1 protein-coding gene is annotated in these 287 nt (G+C 53.3%); it reads right to left on the bottom strand.

Annotation, left to right across the window (positions count from 1 at the left end; genetic code table 11):
• A partial coding sequence (bfr, locus tag EN861_RS34995) for a bacterioferritin (RefSeq protein ID WP_135928255.1) occupies positions 1–287 on the bottom strand: 287 nt, incomplete at both ends.

The following is a 287-nucleotide window of genomic DNA, read 5'->3' as shown; positions in this document are numbered from 1 at the left end:
CTGGGTTTCCAGCCAGTCGATATGCTCTTCGGTATCTTCCAGGATTTCGCGGAACAGTTCACGCGAGACGTAATCGCCAGCCTTCTCGCAAGCCGCAATGCCTTCCTTGACGGTTTTTTGCGCGCCTTGCTCCAGTTTCAAATCGCATTCCAGCATTTCCGGCGTCGATTCGCCGATCATCAGCTTGTGCAATGCCTGCAGGTTCGGCAAACCGTTCAGCATCAGGATACGATCGATCAGCTTGTCGGCATGCTTCATCTCGCCGATCGACTCTTCGTACTCTTTCT

The organism is Mesorhizobium sp. M8A.F.Ca.ET.218.01.1.1 (assembly GCF_004791165.1).
GTDB lineage: Bacteria > Pseudomonadota > Alphaproteobacteria > Rhizobiales > Rhizobiaceae > Mesorhizobium.
Note: the sequence above shows the minus strand (reverse complement) of the source record. Positions and strands in the feature narration are given on the sequence as shown.